General features: G+C 69.1%; 2 protein-coding genes. Both read left to right on the top strand.

The window, feature by feature from the left end; genetic code table 11:
* Positions 1-125 precede the first annotated feature (125 nt).
* Positions 126-2,015, top strand: coding sequence for a DNA topoisomerase IV subunit B (gene parE / locus NON22_RS22345; RefSeq protein WP_257389202.1), 1,890 nt, complete (start codon positions 126-128; stop codon positions 2,013-2,015).
* Between the two features lie 277 nt (positions 2,016-2,292).
* Positions 2,293-3,200: adventurous gliding motility protein AgmC (gene agmC, locus NON22_RS24870; RefSeq protein ID WP_425508017.1), on the top strand; the 908-nt coding region annotated here is incomplete at its 3' end.

The following is a 3,200-nucleotide window of genomic DNA, read 5'->3' as shown; positions in this document are numbered from 1 at the left end:
GCGGCCGCTGCCGCCGGACCGCGTCGATCCCCGGGGGCGGCCCCGGCGGGCGCGGCGGCGGCCGGCTTGATTGCCGCCGCCGTTGCCGCCACCATGGCGGGCTCCCGCTTGCCGCAAGACCTCCCATGAGCAGTCGCTACAACGCCGCCGACATCGAAGTCCTGTCCGGGCTGGATCCGGTCAAGCGCCGGCCGGGCATGTATACCGACACCTCGCGGCCGAACCATCTCGCGCAGGAAGTCATCGACAACTCGGTCGACGAGGCCCTCGCCGGCCACGCGAAGACCATCGACGTCACCGTGCACACGGACGGTTCGGTCAGCGTCAGCGACGACGGCCGCGGCATGCCGGTCGACATCCATCCGGACGAAGGCATCCCCGGCGTCGAGCTGATCCTCACGCGCCTGCATGCGGGCGGCAAATTCTCCAACAAGAACTACCAGTTCTCCGGCGGCCTGCACGGCGTCGGCGTGTCGGTCGTCAACGCGCTGTCCACGCGCGTCGAGGTCACGATCAGGCGCGATGCCCAGATCCACCGCATGGAGTTCAGGAACGGCGACCGCGCGAGTCCGCTCGAGGTCGTCGGCAACGTGCCGAAGAAGCAGACCGGCACGACCGTACGCTTCTGGCCCGATCCGAAATATTTCGATACGCCGAAGATCTTGCTGTCGCGCCTCAAGCACGTGCTGCAGGCCAAGGCCGTGCTGTGCTCGGGCCTCACCGTCAGGCTGACCGACGAGGCCAGCGGCGACAAGGACACCTGGTATTACGAGGACGGCCTGCAGGACTACCTGCGCTCGATGCTCGGCCAGAACGACTACCTGCCTGCCGACCTCTACGTGCACGAGCTCAAGCGCGACACCGAGGCGGTGGAATTCGCGATCGCCTGGGTGCCCGAAGGCGAGCTCGTGCAGGAGTCCTACGTCAATCTGATTCCCACCGCCCAGGGCGGCACCCACTGCAACGGCCTGCGCACCGGCCTGACCGAGGCGCTGCGCGAGTTCTGCGACATCCGCAATCTGCTGCCGCGCGGCGTCAAGCTCGCGCCCGAGGACGTCTGGGACCGCCTGTCCTTCGTGCTGTCGCTGAAGATGCAGGACGCGCAGTTCTCGGGCCAGACCAAGGAACGCCTGTCCTCGCGCAACGCCGCGGCGTTCGTCGAAGGCGTGGCCCACGACGGCTTCTCGCTGTATCTGAACCAGCACGTGCAGGTCGGCGAACGCATCGCCCAGCTCGCGATCGAGCGCGCGACGGCGCGGCTCAAGGCCGAGAAGCAGATCGTGCGCAAGAAGATCACCCAGGGCCCGGCGCTGCCGGGCAAGCTGGCCGACTGCGCGTCGAGCGACCTGTCGCGCACCGAGCTGTTCCTGGTCGAAGGCGACTCGGCCGGCGGTTCGGCCAAGCAGGCGCGCGACAAGGATTTCCAGGCCATCCTGCCGCTGCGCGGCAAGATCCTGAACACCTGGGAGGTCGAATCCGGCTCGGTGCTGGCCTCGCAGGAAGTGCACGACCTCGCCGTCGCGATCGGCTGCGATCCCGGCGTCGACCGCATAGACGGCCTGCGCTACGGCAAGATCATCGTGCTGGCCGACGCCGATTCCGACGGCCTGCACATCGCGACCCTGCTCTGCGCGCTGTTCCTGCGCCATTTCCCGTCCCTGGTCCGGCTCGGCCACGTGTTCGTCGCGATGCCGCCGCTGTTCCGCGTCGACGTGGGCAAGCAGGTGTTCTACTGCCTCGACGAGAACGAGAAGCGCGCGATGCTCGAACGCATCGAGCGCGAGAAGCTCAAGGGCCAGGTCTCGGTCACGCGCTTCAAGGGCCTCGGCGAAATGAATCCGGGCCAGCTGCGCGAATCCACCGTGCACCCGGACACGCGCCGCCTCGTGCAGCTGACCGTCGAGACCGACGACGGCACGAACACGGTCATGGACATGCTGCTGTCGAAGAAGCGCGCGTCCGACCGCAAGAGCTGGCTCGAGGAAAAGGGCGATCTGGCTTCGCTCGAAGTCTGAGCGCGGCGCGGCGCCGTCTGCCGGCGGTCGCAGCGTGTTTTCCCCTTTGGTGCCGCCGCCGCGAGACAACACGCCGTGCCTTGCAAAGCGCAGGCACCGCGCGCGGTCGTAAACCATCGAACGTTCGCCGTACGAGCGCATGCGCATCGGCAATGCGGATCGGCGCCGGTTCGCCGCATGAGGACTATGGTCGCTTTTTTGCGCAATCATCTCCGGGGCGCGTGCTCCGTTCGCGCCGCTACAGGGGACATTCATGCAATCACTCCGCAACGCTGCCGTGGCAGCGTCACTGGCTCTACTGTGCCTGGCGCCGACGAATACGCGCGCCGAGCCCGACGGCTTCTTTCTCGGCAGCGGCCGCGAGGGCGCCGTGACCTTGACGATATCGCGGGTCGTCAATTCCTATGCGCCGATCGCCGCGCCGCTCGCGCCGGGCGACACCCAGGTGCAGATCGGAACCGTCAGGGGAGGATCGTTCGCGTCCGGCGATCTCGTGATGCTGTGGCAGACCACCGGCCTGGTACCTGAACCTGCCTCGGGCGCGACCGGACCGTTCGACGTGGGCTCTGCCGCCGTCGGCCACTGGGAGCTGGCCCGCCTCAGCGGCGCGACCGGCGGCACCTTGAACCTGACGGCACCACTGCTCGCCGAGTTTCCGGCCAATGTCAGCCAGGTCGTACGCGTGCCGGAGTACTCGGCGCTGACGATCAACGCGGGCGGCAGTCTGCAGGCGCTGCCCTGGGACGGCAGCAGCGGCGGCATGGTCGCCGCACTCGTCAGCGGCACGGTGACCAACAACGCCGCCAGCGGCATCACCGCGAACGCCGCGGGGTTTCGCGGCGGCGGCTATGCCGATGACCCCACCGGCAGCGTCGGTTGCACCGGCCTGGACGAGCCTGCGCCCCTGGGGGCGCGCAAGGGCGAAGGGATCGCGGTGACGCGCTACGGCCCAGCGCAGAGCGGACGCGGACGCGTGGCCAACGGCGCCGGCGGCGGCGTCTGCTGGCTCAGCGGCGGCGGCGGCGGCGGTAACGGCGGCAGCGGCGGACAAGGCGGCAACACCGAGCTGACCGTCGACGGCAACCGCGCCATGGGTGGACAAGGCGGCGGCGCACTGACCACCGCATCCGAACGGCGCGTGCTGTTGTTCGGCGGCGGCGGCGGCGGCGGCCACGGCGGCAACGG

This window comes from Tahibacter caeni, from assembly GCF_024609805.1.
Lineage (GTDB): Bacteria > Pseudomonadota > Gammaproteobacteria > Xanthomonadales > Rhodanobacteraceae > Tahibacter > Tahibacter caeni.
This window is presented reverse-complemented; position numbering and strand designations above follow the sequence as displayed.

Bases quoted from the DNA above. Each gene is read 5' to 3' on its own strand.
- parE (WP_257389202.1), top strand. From the start codon at position 126: ATGAGCAGTCGCTACAACGCCGCCGACATCGAAGTCCTGTCCGGGCTG.